The organism is Bradyrhizobium sp. R2.2-H, assembly GCF_004346455.1.
In the GTDB taxonomy this organism is placed as follows: Bacteria; Pseudomonadota; Alphaproteobacteria; order Rhizobiales; family Xanthobacteraceae; genus Bradyrhizobium; species Bradyrhizobium diversitatis.
This window is the reverse complement of sequence record NZ_SMBR01000003.1, coordinates 494,051-506,395: the sequence shown is the minus strand read 5'-3', so window position 1 is coordinate 506,395 and position 12,345 is coordinate 494,051. Positions and strand designations below refer to the sequence as shown.

Sequence of the window (12,345 nt, the reverse complement as noted above, 5' to 3'; positions counted from 1 at the left end):
ATTCAAATGTCCGCCGATGTAAGAAGAAATCAGACGTCAGGGGAACTGGAACAGCTTACATCTGCCATCAGAGAGATGGCGAGTCGTGTAAACGCTCAATTTGTGGTTGACGATACTAAGACACAGAATTTTCTCGCTGCTGGAGAGCAGCGCGATAAGGCTAAGAAGTCAGCCTAATTACCTTGCTCACATTCGGATTCTGCAGCGGCCTCTGTTTCCGCTGCGCTCCGTAGCGCGCATACGGAGCCGCCGCAGCAGGGGCTGCCCCTCCGCTCTGTGTGGCTGAGCGTCTCGCCTCGGAGAACAGCAAAAGAACCTGGGTTTGTACCCACAAGCGCATAGATTGTACCCGCTCCGCCTTGTGCCGCCCATAGGAAAATCAAAAAGCGCGGAAGTTTCCGAGAGTTAGGTGGTGAGCGCGCTTGAACCCAGGACCCCGTGATTAAAAGTTACGTGCTCAGGTCGCCTTAGACCGCGCCCGGGGCACTCTTGAAGGCTTTCGGGGCGAGCCGCAAGCCAAGCTCGAGGGGGAAAACTACGGTTCCGTTGGCGCTGAGGGACCGTTGCAAACACCGTAGCTATCGTTCTGAGGACCATGAAAAAGCGAGTTAGATCAATTAGATTGACAGGACACCCCTTCCGCCAAAAATTCAGCAAGATCAGGTGTTTGAGCTGAGCTTTCCTGCCGGAGCACAATCGGACGTACAGCTCTTTTCGGCGCGGCCGCGACAGCGGTCGATATCGTCGGTTGGCTTTGCGGGTGGGTGATGCTGGCAATCACATCCGGCTTGGCAAAAGAGACGCGGTTATTATTGAGAAGCCCGCCAGCGTGAATTGGCGGGCCTCGAAGTAGACTTCGCTCCAGGTCTTGAACTGTCCCCAAGTCTGCTCCTTCACGTCTGGCAGGCGATTTGGGGTAGAGCGACTTCAACTCTTCGTATTAGCGCCCTTCAGCGCATCCCATGCGGCTTGGTTCGCCTGATCGAACGACTTTCGGGATTCGGCGAGCGCGGCGCTCAGGACGGACCAGGATTCACTGCCAGCCTGCTTCAGCTTTTGCAGGCGTGCTTCGGCTTCGGACGCGTCGGATTTCATCTGCTTGAGTGCGGCATCGACGTCGGCCGTGCGGGCCGTGGCCACTTTGCCCGCGGCCTCGCGGAATTTGTCCGCCGCTTCGCGCCAGGCCTTGGCTTGTGCTGCCGCAACGTCGCTGAACGTGGCCTGCTGCTGCTCGAGTTGCTTGCCCGCGGTTTCGAAGAAGGTCTTTACCTGGGCTTCAAATCCAGCCCATTGCTTTTCGAGATCCGTCTTGGCACTGGCCCAGGCGGCTTCGCCCGCCTCCGCCTGGGTCTTGAGCTGGGCCTGAAACTCATCGCGACGCTTCTTCAGGTCCGACAGGAGTTGATCAGTCTTGACCTTGGATTCAGCCTTGGCCTGGCCGGCCTTGACCTCGAAGGAAGCCAATGCGGCATCCATTTCGTCGATCCGCTCCTTGGCCCAGTTGAGGTAAAAATGCATGCTGCTCTGCTGTGACATGGCCGCCTCCGTTGACTTGCGAGGTCAGAATTCCAGAGTTCGGGCTTGCTCGTATTGACCTGTCTCAATGACCTTGCGGTCTGAAGCGCTCGCGAACGGCGACGTATCTCCTCATACAACAAGGGGGAAAAGCGCGTCAGGAACGCGATCGAATTCGAGAGATTGGATCCCGACAGGAAGCTTCACAGCGGGCAACGCATGTTCTTCTTTTTCTCGAACCGGCTGGGGTGTCTCGGCTCGCTTCTGATCTCCGGCTTGATCACTGTGGCGTTGCTGTTCCTGTTCGGGATATTCCGGTTTTGATCCTCAGCGCGTGGGTCCAAGGCTGTGCCCGCGCCGGAGGGACGGCAGAAGCTGGAAGGTCTGCCTTTGCGCTTCGACCGCGGTCGTGGGAACCCCTTGAGCATCCAACGCGTTTAGACGCGAATGAGAATTGCGAGGTCCACCTGCTTCAGAGTTCATCGATCCTGATCCCCGGCGACACCGTCTGGCGGCGGTGCGAAGCGCGGCGCGTGGCGGTTCTGAACGATGCTGCCGCTTATTTCGCGGCCCTGCGGGAGACGCTGCTGGAGGCGCAAGATCTCGTCTATATCGTCGGGTGGGACATTCACAGTGAAACCCGGCTGGTCGGAGCTTCCGGACGCACGGATGACGGCTTGCCTGAGGAGCTTGGTCCATTCCTGCGCGCGCTGGTCCAGCGACGTCCCGGCTTGCGCGTCAACATTCTCGTCTGGGACTTCGTCTCGTTTTACGCCTCGGAACGGGAATGGAATTCGGCTGCGAAATTCACCGCCGGCACGGACGGCCGCGTGCGGTTTCATCTGGACGCCACGCTGCCGTTCGGTTCGGCCCAGCACCAGAAGATCGTCTGTATCGATGGCTTGCTGGCGTTCGTCGGCGGGCTGGATCTGACGATCAGGCGCTGGGACACGAGTGATCATCGCGCCGATCTCGCCATGCGCTGCGACCCCCAGCGCAAGCCATACCCGCCGTTTCATGATGTTCAGTGCCTGGTCGACGGGGATGCCGCGGCAGATCTGTTCGACCTCGTGGAGCAGCGCTGGCGTGCAGCCGGTCAACCGGTGGACGTACTGCACGCAGCGGAGGGCAGCGCTTGGCCGACGAACGTGCCAGTCGAGGCCGAGGACTTGCCGGTCGGTATCGCCAGGACCGAGGTGGTCTGTCCGGCAGGTTCGACCATCAGGGAAGTCGAACGCTCCTTCATTGCGGCGATCCGGTCGGCGACCAGCTTCGTGTACATCGAAAATCAGTTCACCAGCGCGACCAGGATGGCGCGCGAACTGGCGGAGCAGATGCGCCGCGTGCCGTCGCTCCGAGCCCTGATCGTCGCTCCGAAACTGCATTCCTCGTGGCTGGAATCCCAGGCCATGCAAAACGGCCGCGGTGCCTTCATCGACTGCTTCAGCGAGGCCGGCGTGGCCGATCGCATCCGCTTCGTCTACCCGGTCTCGCGCAGCGGGAATAAGGAAGCCGCGGTGATGGTGCACAGCAAGCTCATGATCGTTGATAACAGGATTTTGCGGATCGGTTCGGCCAACCTGAACAACCGGTCGATGGGCGCGGACAGCGAATGTGACTTGATCTTTGAAGCCGCGACCGAGGAGCATCGGGATTTCATCACATCGGTCCGCCGTCGCCTGATCGCCCATTTCTGCGATCTCGATGAGCACGCGATCACAACAAACGAGCATCGACTGTTCGCTCTGCTGGGCGAGCTGTCAAAAGCGCGTGGCGCCAAGGCGTTGCGGAAAGTCGAGTCTTCGGCTCTAACCAGTACGCTGGCCACCTTGGTTCAGCCCGTGGCGGACCCTGAGCTGCCTCTTCATCTGGAGCGCGCGGCATCTCGCATGTGGAGAACGAAGACCTTAATCGGAATCGCCTCGATCGTCGTGGCGCTTCTTGGGCTGGCGCTGGCCTGGTCGTACACATCCTTGAGCGATTTCGCCGATGAAGGCCGCATTTCGACGCTCCTGTCTGCCTATTCGCAATCCATCTGGGGACCATTGTTCGCGATCGCAGCGTTTGTCATCGGCGGGCTGGTCGTGTTTCCGATTCTCGTCCTCATTGCCGCAACTGCGGCTGCACTCGGGCCATGGCTGGGTTTCTTCACTGCAATGGCTGGCGCCTTGCTCAGCGCCCTTGTCCTTTTCTCGATCGGACGGGGACTCGGCCGAGAACGCCTCCAGCATCTTCTTGGACGACGCGCAGCACGCATCCAGGAACGGATTGTGGGTAGAGGCATTCTGGCCGTCGTCGTCATCAGGATGATTCCCGTCGCGCCGTACTCAATCGTGAATGTCGTCGCCGGTGCGAGCACGCTGCCGCTTCGTGACTTCATGGTTGGAACGCTGCTGGGTATCACGCCCGGGATCCTGGCGATGGCTGTCCTGGGAGCTCAGATCGCAGATCTGGCCAGGAATGCATCCTGGAGCAACGTTTTGCTGCTCGCACTGGCGTTTCTGGGCTGGCTCGGGTTCTGCGCGGGCGCACAATTCCTCGCGACCTGGCTCGCCGGGAGGCGCTGATGGCGCCGATGCGTTTCATGACATGGAATGTGCACGGCTCGTTCAGTCTCAATCCGAAATTCGATCTGGAGGGTGTTTGCTCCATCATTCGCAAGTGGTCGCCGGATGTCGTCGCGCTTCAGGAGGTGGATTCCCGATCCCGGTCAGATGATCCGTTTGGGAAGCTCGCGCGTGTGGTCGGCGATCATCGCGTCCACGCCAAGTCGATCGTCACTGAGGATGGTGACTACGGGCAGATGCTCCTGAGCCGCTTTCCGTTCTCCGGCGTGCCTGACATCGTCGACGTGTCGTATCGGGAGCGGGAGCCGCGCCGAGCGATTGCCACGGGATTGCTGACGCCTCTTGGCGACGTCCGCGTGGTCGCCACTCATCTCGGCCTGAGTATCCACGAGCGCTATGCGCAGGCTCAGGCCCTGGTGAGCCTCGTGAAGCCTGGAAGAACTGTCGTCCTCGGCGATTTCAACGACTGGTTCTGGGTGAAATCGGTGCGGCGCGTGCTGGCGCAGGCCTGCCCCAACCGTACGCGGCTGCGGACCTTCCCGGCACGCTTACCCTTGCTTCGGCTCGACCGGATCTATGCAACGGGCGATAGCCGGTTCGGGAAAGTCTGGACCGACGACGAGGCGAGGGCCTATTCGGACCATTTGCCTGTGATCGCGGACATCGAGATCTGATTTGCCGGCGACGGGCCCTTTTCACTCCCCTTTTTGGCCGTGGCTCACGAAAAGGGGAGCTCGGTCAGACGTTCCCAGAAATGGCTGGCGCGCCTTCAGAAAAGCGTTGTGGCAGCAGGACTTATCTACTGTGCATGGGGTTGTTTTCGCAACCTTCATGACCGCGCCTATGCCTGTGAGCAGGACAATGCGGGAACTTCTTCCTCGCCGCGGCGTTGATTTGGCATGACTGAAGACCTTTCCTTTCGACGCAAACCCCTGACCCCCGAACAGCGCCAGGCGCGCGATGCGGCGCGCCGGATCGAGGCCGAGAAGGCCATGCGCGATCATGAGGCGGCGCAGAAGGCGTTTTACGCCAACAAGGAGCGGCTGAGGGCCGAGCGCCTGGCGCGTGAAGCGGCGGCGCCGAAGGGCTGAGCGGACGCACTTGCTGCCCAATCCTTGAATCGTTTCTCCTTTCTCCCGGCGGCCTTTTTTGGCCGCTTGTGCCGCTTGGGCACTCAGGGCCAGCTTCAGCGTCAGGACGGCCTCTGCCAAGGCCCGCGACGCTGCGGCCGCGCTGCGACAAACGTCGGCAACCTTCAGCAGTTCGCTTCTACGCATCGCCAGCCTGGCCGGGTTGATTGGTGCGGGGCCGGTGGGTCCCGTGCACCCGCGTGCATCGGCAGGCTTGACGGCGTTCAGCTTCCGGGAGGAAGCTTCAAAATGATCCCAAACTGACCTGAAGCACGGAGACCTTCGCTCCCAGCAAGTCCGATCCTCATCAGCGAACCAGAATGGAGCTGACCATGACCACGTTCGACAAGCGCGAGCAGGGCTTTGAAGCCAAATTCGCTCACGACGAGGAGTTCATGTTCAAAGCCACCGCGCGGTCCAACAAGCTGCTCGGGCTGTGGGCCGCAGGCCAGCTCGGGCTCAGCGGCGATGCCGCGGCAAGCTATGCGACCGCGCTCGTGACGGACCATCTGGAGAGCCGGACGATCGACGATATCGTCGGCAAGGTGTCAGGCGATCTCGCAGACAAGGGTGTCGTGCGTGAGCAGGTCGCTCTGAAGCTTCAGGAGTGTCTGCATCTGGCGCTGACGCAGCTCGAAGCAGACAAGCAGTGAGATCGTCCGCAGCGCTTCATTCGGCGTGCTTGCGTGCGCCGACATTCAGGCTGCAATCTCGCATGGGACGATCTCGCCGTCACGTACCTCGACGAGATGGCCGGCGTAAGACGCGACGCGCCCGTGCCGCCTTCCATGGACAGTGCCGTTTCGTGCTACCTTGCCGACCGGCCGCCGGGTGACGGCCGGCGAGCTGGAGGTGGGGAGTGTCTCGGAGCAGCCTTGGCAAGTGGTCCGGCGCAATTGCATGCGCGGGGGCCATGCTGGTCGGTGCAGGCGGCGCCGAGGTCTCGGCGACGCCGCTGACGCCGTTTCGCTACGAGGCGCAGGCGCAGCGTCATTGCCCGCATGACAGGGTGGTCTGGCTCGACTTCAGGAAGGGCGTCTACTACCGCAAGGGTCAGAAGCGCTATGGCCAGGGATTTGACGGCAGCTTCGTCTGCCTGAGCGAGGCGCGCGGCGGCTCCTATCGCCGCTCACTGTTGGGTCTGCGCTGAGCGGCACGTGATCCAGGCTTGCCGACGCGCCGGCTATTTCTGCGCCGGCAGCTTGATCGGCACGTGCTGGCAGGTGCTGATGATCCGGGGACTTCCATCCGGATAGGTGCGGTCGCCGCGGATCAGGGATTCCAGAACCAGGAAGAATTTCTCGGCAAGCATCTGCGTCACCCTCGTTGGTGATGGCTCTCCCAATTGGTCGAGACGCCGAACGCAGAAATTCAATCAACTGAATGGGAGCGGGACAGTGGCGCTTGCCGCGCCGCGGTGCAGCGATGTCGTAGATCGGGAAGTTGGGCCTTCAGGCAAATGCCAGGGCCATGAGGCTCGAGCAGAGCAGCACCAGGCCGCCCGCGGTCAATGCCAGGAAACCATCGGATACGAGGTCATGGTTGCGCATGGGACACCTGCTGCTCTCGTCTACGATGCTCGGTCGGATCCATCAAAATCGTCCGAACGAGCCGCCTTGAAAGAGGTGACGCTTACCGCCCGCGCGAGTGCCTTCAGGCCCTCGTGCGGTAACCTTCGAACGCATGGGCCAGGAAGATCCCCGCGCTTACCAGACCCATCAGTGCCGAAACCGTCTCGATCATCGTTAAATTCCAATCCGCCCCTGCCAGCCGAGAAAACGCGTGCGGCCTTGCACAGTCAAAAGAATTTCGGTGAGCGCCGCGACAATGGGGGTGGGGTGAGGATTTGGCGCAACAGCTTGTCCAGCGGTGGCACAGACTGGGGTGCCCAGGTTCCGTAGATCAGCGGGAGAAGCGAACCTGCCGTTTACCATGCCGGCGTGATCGCTGTGGGCTCCCCATTTCCGCCGTGTTCGGGTTGCGTTATCCTTACTACTTCCGACGCGGTGGTGGGCCGCCTTGGAATCACAGGACCGGATAGCGCTCTCCGCCACCAAAGCGGGTTGGGTACGCCTCCGGCGGAATGGTATTTTGGGGCGCATGGGGATCCGACGGTCAGATTCGGTTTTGCGGGCCGCGCGTGGTGTTGCGGCGGTCGCGACCTGCCTCGCACTCGCCAATTGCGCCTCGTCGAACAAATTCGCCAGCCGCGTCGATCCGAAATACGGCGTGTCGTCGAGCCCGCGGGTGGTGGCCTGGGGCGAACCGGTCCCGAAGGGCGGCGGCACCTACCGCGTCGGCAAGCCCTATGTCGTAGCTGGCCGGACCTACGTGCCGGAGGAGGACGTCAACTACCGCGCCGAGGGCATGGCGTCCTGGTACGGCGACGATTTCCACGGCCGCTTGACCGCCAACGGCGAAGTGTTCGACATGACCTCGCTGACCGCGGCGCATCCGACCCTGCCGATGCCGTCCTATGCCCGGGTGACCAATATCTCGAACGGCAAGTCGCTGATCGTCCGCGTCAATGACCGCGGGCCCTATCACGGCAATCGCCTCATCGACGTCTCGAACAAGGCTGCCGAACTCCTTGAATTCAAAGGCAATGGTGTCGCCAAGGTCCGCGTCGAATATGTCGGCCGGGCGCCGCTTGAAGGCTCCGACGACCGCCAGCTGATGGCCACCTTGCGCACCGGCGTTCCGGCACCGTCGCCCTCGATGGTCCGTGTCGCCTCGGCAAAGCCGTTCGTGCCGGAGCTGCCGTCATCGAGCCGCGGCTCCATCCGCGGCGAGGTCCCGATGCCGGAAGGACGCCCCTACAATCTCGGCAACACCTCGGCCGACATGGCATCGCTGAATGCGACCTCGGAAATGTCGGCCTCGAGCCGCGGCCGGGGCCGGCCGCTCCAGAACGCCCGCGCGGTGTCCTATGACGAGGACCGCCGCTACCTCGCCGAGGGCGCGCCCTCATCGGATGGCGCCGCCGAGGCGCGCAACATCCTGAGCGGCCGCGGGCTCTACTGAGCCGCGCTCGCCGTCAGGAATTTCACCAGCGCCGCGTTCACCTCATGGGGCCGCTCCTGCTGCACCCAATGGCCGGCGCCCTCGAGGATCAGCCTGCCCTTGAGATTGGGCAGCACCCGCTCGAGTTCGTTGACGCGCTTTGCGCCGATCAGGCCGGTGATCACCGCGTCTTTTGAGCCTGCGATGAAGAGGGAAGGCTGGTGGATCTGTGCGTCCTGCCAGGGCGCGGTCAGCTCCCAGTTGCGGTCGATGTTGCGGTACCAGTTCAGCCCGCCGCGGAAGCCGGACTTGCGGAAGGCTTCGGTGAAATAGGCCAGATCAGTCTCGCTGAGCCAGCCGGGCAGCGGCTGCTCGGCGCCCGCATGGCCGAGAAAGCCCTTGTCCTCCTGCACGAACATGGCCGCGGTGGGATCGGCGAGGCCACGTCCGCCGAGCACGATGCGCATGGTGCGGGCGACGTCGCGCTCGAGCTCGGCCTCGGCGACGCCCGGTGTTTGGAAATACTGCCAATAGAAATTGGTCACGCCACCCTGGCGCAACAAATCGAGCGGCCTGCCGCGCCCGCGGAACGGTGGCGGCACGCTGAGGCCCGCGACCGCCGTGAAGATGTCGGGCCGGAACAGTGCCGCGTGCCAGGCGACCGGCGCGCCCCAATCGTGGCCGACCACCATCGCCCTGGCCTCGCCGAGCGCCTGGACGAGGCCGACCACGTCACCGACCGTATCGAAGATCGAATAGGCCGCAACATCAGGCGGCGCTGAGCTTTGGCCGTAGCCGCGCATGTCGGGCGCGACGACGTGAAACCCGGCCTCGGCGAGCGCGGGGATCTGGTGGCGCCAGGAGTAGGACAGTTCCGGCCAGCCATGGCACAGCACCACCAGTGGTCCCTGGCCGGCCTCGCGGACGAACAGCTCGACCCCGTTGGCCTTGATGATGCGGGTTGAGGACATTCGCTTTTCCGCCTTGTTTCAGGGGTTTGGTCGGGAAATATGAGATGCCACGATAGGGGCGCGAGGAGAATCGTGCAATCTCACGGGCAACCATCCAACCGCGTGTTGTTCGCATCTGTTCCAACTGTTAGAACGCCTCCCTCAGGGCTTCGCCATGGCATTTCGTCTTCCTTTGCTTCGTCGCAACCGGCTCACCGCCGGCACGCTCGTGCGCGGGCTGATCGCTGCGGCCCTGGTGGCGGGGATCGGCTGGGGCGGGGCGCTCTATGCCGCCAACCAGAGCGTCCAGGGCGCCAAGAAAGCGGAAGAGGCCGGCTTCGATGGCGATGCCCCGACTGCGATCCTGATCGAAGCCTCCAGCGGCAGCGTGCTGTTCGAGAAGAACGCCGACGAGCTGCGCGCGCCCTCGAGCATGATGAAGCTGATGACCGCGGAGGTGGTCTTCAATGCGATCAAGAAGGGCGACATCAAGCTGACGGACGAGTACCGGATCAGCGAGAATGCGTGGCGCCGGGGCGGGGCGCCCTCGGGCGGCTCGACCATGTTCGCGGCCATCAACAGCAAGGTCTCGGTCGACGATCTCCTGCACGGCGCGATCATCCAGAGCGGCAATGACGCCTGCATCGCGCTTGCCGAGGCCATGGCGGGCAATGAGCGGATCTTTGCGGCCGATTTCATGACCAAGCGCGCACGCGAACTCGGTCTCACCAGATCGACCTTCGCCAATTCCAACGGCTTGCCCGACCCCGGCAACAAGATGACGGTGCGCGAGCTCGGCATGCTCGCCCGGCATATCATTCTCGACTTTCCCGACTTCTACAAACTGTTCGGCGAGAAGGAGTTCACCTGGAACAAGATCCGCCAGTTCAACCGCAATCCGCTGCTCAATTCGATGGAAGGCGCTGACGGTCTCAAGACCGGCTACACCAAGGAAGGCGGCTACGGCATGGTGGGCTCGGCCGTGCAGAACGGCACGCGGCTGATCGTCGTCGTCAATGGCCTCGAAGGCCCCGAGGATCGCGCCACGGAAGCCAAGAAGATGCTGGAATGGGGCTTCCGCAATTTCGAGACCCGCATTCTTTTCGCGGCCGAGCAGCCGGTCGGTTACGCCAAGGTGTTCGGCGGCGAGAGCCGCTCGGTCAAGCTCGTCGCCCGGACGCCGGTGAAGGTGATGGTGCACAAGAACGGCAGCGACAAGTTGATTGCGCGCATCGTCTATAGCGGTCCGGTGCGCGCGCCGATCGAGGCCGGTCAGCGCGTCGGCGTGGTCAGGGTCTGGCGCAGCGGCAACATCGCGGTCGAGACGCCGGTCTATGCGGCGGAAGCGATCGGAACCGGTTCGACCATGCGCCGCGCGATCGACGGTGCCAGCGAGCTCGTCATCGGCATGTTCCGCGCAGGCGCCGAGAAGCTCTGATCATGAGTGAGAGCGCGGTACAGCGGCCGTCCGGACGTGGACGCTTCATCACCTTTGAAGGCGGCGAGGGCGCCGGCAAGTCGACCCAGATCAAGAAGCTCGCTGACCGCCTCAAGGCGGCAAAGCTGCGCATCCGGGTCACGCGTGAGCCGGGCGGCTCACCAGGCGCCGAGATCATGCGTCACCTGGTGCTGTCGGGTATGGGCAAGCTGCTCGGCCCCGAGGCGGAGACGCTGCTGTTTGCCGCCGCGCGCGATGATCATGTCCGCACCGTGATCCTGCCCGCGCTCAACCAGGGCACCTGGGTGCTCTGCGACCGCTTCGCCGACTCGACTCGGGCCTATCAGGGCAGCCTCGGCCGCGTTCCCGAGGGCCTGATCAACGCCATGCAAAGGGTCACGATCGGCGATCTCAAGCCTGATCTCACCATCATCCTCGATTTACCGGTCGAGATTGGCCTGCAACGCGCTGCCGCGCGCCGCGGCAGCGGCACGCCTGACAGGTTCGAGGCCGAGAAGCTCAGCTTCCACGAGGGCCTCCGCGAAGCCTATCGCAAGATCGCGGCGGACGAGCCCGCGCGCTGCGTGCTAATTGACGCCAATTCCGATCCTGACACGGTCGCGGCCCGAATCTGGACGGCGCTGCGCGATCGTCTTCTTCCCACACCGGCTTCGGTGATTTCGGCATGAGCCCGCGCCAGGCCGAACGCGAAACCGGCATTCCCCATCCGCGTGAGACATCGCGGCTGCTCAGCCATCGAGAGGCCGAGGCCGCGCTGCTGGCGGCCTATCGCAGCGGGCGCATTCCACATGCATGGCTGATCGGCGGGCCACAAGGGATCGGCAAGGCAACGCTGGCCTACCGCATGGCGCGCTTCGTGCTTGCCCATTCTCAGCCGCTCGCGCCCGTCGTGCAGCGCGCCGAGAACCTTGCGATCGATCCCGACGACGCGGTCGCGCGGCAGGTGGCCGCCGGCTCGCATGGCGGCCTGCTGGCGCTGGAGCGAACCGCCAATGATCGCGGCGTGATGCGCACGGTGATCACCGTGGACGAGACGCGCGAGACGATTGCGTTCTTCGGCTCGACCGCGGCAGCCGAAGGCTGGCGCGTCTGCATCGTCGACACCGTCGACGAGCTCAATCCAAACGCGGCCAATGCGCTTCTGAAGATCCTCGAGGAGCCGCCCCGGCAATCGCTATTCCTTCTGGTGAGCCACGCGCCCGCGCGGGTGCTCGCCACGATCCAGTCACGCTGCCGCAAGCTGCGCCTGCGGCCGCTCGCCACGGATGACGTGATCGCGGCCGCAGCTTCGGCGGCCGAGCTCGATCCGAACGATCCCGCGCTGCACGAGGCGGCCGAGGCCTCCGAGGGAAGCGTCGCACGGGCGCTGACGCTGCTCGGCGGCGACGCCCTGAAACTTCAGCAGCGCACGGCAGCGCTGCTGGCGCGCCTGCCGCAGGTCGATCCGCGCGAATTGCACACGCTCGGCGATTCGCTCGGCACCAGCGACCGCGTCGCGCTTGCCGCCTTCATCGACGGCATCGACCGCTGGATCGCGGAGCGGCTGCATGCGGATGAGGCCAATGCCAACCAGAACCTGCCGCGCCTTGCGCGCCTAGCTGAGGTATGGGAAAAGATCGTCCGCGCGGCGCGCGACACCGAAACCTACAATCTGGAGCGCAAGCCCTTGGTCTTCTCGGTGTTCGGTTGGCTGGCGGACGCAACGCGCTAGAGCATGATCC

The 12,345-nt window shown here is 63.4% G+C and carries 12 protein-coding genes; 9 read left to right on the top strand and 3 right to left on the bottom strand.

Features of this window, described 5'->3' with window-relative positions:
* Positions 1 to 927: 927 nt before the first annotated feature.
* Entirely contained in the window at positions 928 to 1,536 is a 609-nt protein-coding gene (locus tag EDE08_RS09875; RefSeq protein ID WP_131868699.1) for a sll1863 family stress response protein, read from the bottom strand.
* A 512-nt stretch (positions 1,537 to 2,048) separates the two neighbouring features.
* On the opposite strand from EDE08_RS09875, the gene EDE08_RS09870 reads away from it, so the two are divergent.
* The 5 genes from EDE08_RS09870 to EDE08_RS09850 all read left to right on the top strand — a co-directional run bounded on the left by EDE08_RS09870 (position 2,049) and on the right by EDE08_RS09850 (position 6,362).
* Entirely contained in the window at positions 2,049 to 4,082 is a 2,034-nt protein-coding gene (locus EDE08_RS09870; RefSeq protein WP_131868698.1) for a VTT domain-containing protein, read from the top strand.
* Complete coding sequence (locus EDE08_RS09865; RefSeq protein ID WP_131868697.1) at positions 4,082 to 4,756, top strand: endonuclease/exonuclease/phosphatase family protein; 675 nt, start codon at positions 4,082 to 4,084, stop codon at positions 4,754 to 4,756. The genes EDE08_RS09870 and EDE08_RS09865 overlap by 1 nt, the downstream gene beginning before the upstream one ends.
* A 225-nt stretch (positions 4,757 to 4,981) precedes the next feature.
* On the top strand, positions 4,982 to 5,173 hold the full coding sequence (locus EDE08_RS09860; protein WP_061881641.1) for a hypothetical protein: 192 nt from the start codon (positions 4,982 to 4,984) through the stop codon (positions 5,171 to 5,173).
* A 371-nt stretch (positions 5,174 to 5,544) separates the two neighbouring features.
* On the top strand, positions 5,545 to 5,865 hold the full coding sequence (locus EDE08_RS09855; RefSeq protein ID WP_165935810.1) for a DUF1476 domain-containing protein: 321 nt from the start codon (positions 5,545 to 5,547) through the stop codon (positions 5,863 to 5,865).
* 260 nt (positions 5,866 to 6,125) lie between these two features.
* Positions 6,126 to 6,362 carry a hypothetical protein gene (locus EDE08_RS09850; RefSeq protein WP_245524753.1) on the top strand — a complete coding sequence of 79 codons (237 nt, stop codon included), beginning with the start codon at positions 6,126 to 6,128 and terminating at the stop codon, positions 6,360 to 6,362.
* A 33-nt stretch (positions 6,363 to 6,395) separates the two neighbouring features.
* On the opposite strand, the gene EDE08_RS39365 is transcribed toward EDE08_RS09850, so the two are convergent.
* A complete protein-coding gene (locus EDE08_RS39365; protein ID WP_256469072.1) occupies positions 6,396 to 6,524 on the bottom strand; it encodes a hypothetical protein in 129 nt (42 codons plus the stop codon).
* Between the two features lie 788 nt (positions 6,525 to 7,312).
* Here EDE08_RS39365 and EDE08_RS09840 point away from each other — a divergent pair.
* Entirely contained in the window at positions 7,313 to 8,236 is a 924-nt protein-coding gene (locus tag EDE08_RS09840; RefSeq protein ID WP_061881637.1) for a septal ring lytic transglycosylase RlpA family protein, read from the top strand.
* Here EDE08_RS09840 and EDE08_RS09835 read toward each other — a convergent pair.
* A complete protein-coding gene (locus EDE08_RS09835) occupies positions 8,230 to 9,186 on the bottom strand; it encodes an alpha/beta fold hydrolase (protein ID WP_131868694.1) in 957 nt (318 codons plus the stop codon). The genes EDE08_RS09840 and EDE08_RS09835 overlap by 7 nt on opposite strands.
* Positions 9,187 to 9,340: 154 nt before the next feature.
* Here EDE08_RS09835 and EDE08_RS09830 point away from each other — a divergent pair, with 154 nt between their 5' ends.
* The 3 genes from EDE08_RS09830 to EDE08_RS09820 are packed head-to-tail and all read left to right on the top strand — an operon-like array spanning position 9,341 to position 12,335.
* Positions 9,341 to 10,603, top strand: a complete 1,263-nt coding sequence (locus EDE08_RS09830) for a D-alanyl-D-alanine carboxypeptidase family protein (protein WP_165935811.1) — start codon at positions 9,341 to 9,343, stop codon at positions 10,601 to 10,603.
* A gap of 2 nt (positions 10,604 to 10,605) precedes the next feature.
* Entirely contained in the window at positions 10,606 to 11,292 is a 687-nt protein-coding gene (tmk, locus tag EDE08_RS09825; protein ID WP_131868692.1) for a dTMP kinase, read from the top strand.
* Positions 11,289 to 12,335 carry a DNA polymerase III subunit delta' gene (locus tag EDE08_RS09820; RefSeq protein ID WP_131868691.1) on the top strand — a complete coding sequence of 349 codons (1,047 nt, stop codon included), beginning with the start codon at positions 11,289 to 11,291 and terminating at the stop codon, positions 12,333 to 12,335. Before tmk ends, EDE08_RS09820 begins: the two co-directional genes overlap by 4 nt.
* Positions 12,336 to 12,345 lie beyond the last annotated feature (10 nt).

Bases quoted from the DNA above. Each gene is read 5' to 3' on its own strand.
- EDE08_RS09875 (WP_131868699.1), bottom strand. From the start codon at position 1,536: ATGTCACAGCAGAGCAGCATGCATTTTTACCTCAACTGGGCCAAGGAG.
- EDE08_RS09865 (WP_131868697.1), top strand. From the start codon at position 4,082: ATGGCGCCGATGCGTTTCATGACATGGAATGTGCACGGCTCGTTCAGT.
- EDE08_RS09860 (WP_061881641.1), top strand. From the start codon at position 4,982: ATGACTGAAGACCTTTCCTTTCGACGCAAACCCCTGACCCCCGAACAG.
- EDE08_RS09855 (WP_165935810.1), top strand. From the start codon at position 5,545: ATGACCACGTTCGACAAGCGCGAGCAGGGCTTTGAAGCCAAATTCGCT.
- EDE08_RS09850 (WP_245524753.1), top strand. From the start codon at position 6,126: ATGCTGGTCGGTGCAGGCGGCGCCGAGGTCTCGGCGACGCCGCTGACG.
- EDE08_RS39365 (WP_256469072.1), bottom strand. From the start codon at position 6,524: ATGCTTGCCGAGAAATTCTTCCTGGTTCTGGAATCCCTGATCCGCGGC.
- EDE08_RS09840 (WP_061881637.1), top strand. From the start codon at position 7,313: ATGGGGATCCGACGGTCAGATTCGGTTTTGCGGGCCGCGCGTGGTGTT.
- EDE08_RS09835 (WP_131868694.1), bottom strand. From the start codon at position 9,186: ATGTCCTCAACCCGCATCATCAAGGCCAACGGGGTCGAGCTGTTCGTC.
- EDE08_RS09830 (WP_165935811.1), top strand. From the start codon at position 9,341: ATGGCATTTCGTCTTCCTTTGCTTCGTCGCAACCGGCTCACCGCCGGC.
- tmk (WP_131868692.1), top strand. From the start codon at position 10,606: ATGAGTGAGAGCGCGGTACAGCGGCCGTCCGGACGTGGACGCTTCATC.
- EDE08_RS09820 (WP_131868691.1), top strand. From the start codon at position 11,289: ATGAGCCCGCGCCAGGCCGAACGCGAAACCGGCATTCCCCATCCGCGT.